A 630-nucleotide genomic window follows, 5' to 3' on the forward strand; every position below is an offset into this window, starting at 1 on the left:
ATCAAATGGAGAATTAGTTCAAAGTAAAGAAGTAAGCGAGCAAGATAACTGGAGTTACGAATTTACAAACTTGCCGAAATATAAAGACGGACAAGAAGTAAATTACACAGTAACAGAAAATCAAGTTGCTGGATATGAAACAATAATCAATGGTTATAACATAACAAACAAATACACACCAGAAACTACACAAGTTACTGGACAAAAAGTTTGGGAAGATAATAATAACCAAGATGGAAAACGCCCAGAAAAAATCACAGTTAATTTACTGGCAGACGGAGAAGTAATTCAAAGTAAAGAAGTAAGTGCAACAGATAAATGGAGTTACGAATTTACAAACTTACCGAAGTTCAAAGATGGGCAAGAGATAAAATATACAGTAACAGAAAATCAAGTTGCTGGATATGAAACAATAATCAATGGTTATAACATAACAAACAAATACACGCCAGAAAATACACAAGTATCTGGAGTAAAAACTTGGGAAGATAATAATAACCAAGATGGCAAACGTCCAACAAGTATCACGGTAAACTTATTATCAAACGGAGAAATAGTTCAAAGTAAAGAAGTAAGTGAGCAAGATAACTGGAGTTACGAATTTACAAACTTACCGAAGTTCAAAGATGG

At 32.9% G+C, this 630-nt stretch carries 1 protein-coding gene; it reads left to right on the forward strand.

Annotated elements, in window-relative coordinates; translation table 11 throughout:
- A partial coding sequence (locus HZY83_RS03330; protein ID WP_179942658.1) for a Cna B-type domain-containing protein occupies positions 1–630 on the forward strand: 630 nt, incomplete at both ends.

The sequence above is a fragment of the Gemella sp. GH3 genome, from assembly GCF_013415425.1.
GTDB lineage: Bacteria > Bacillota > Bacilli > Staphylococcales > Gemellaceae > Gemelliphila.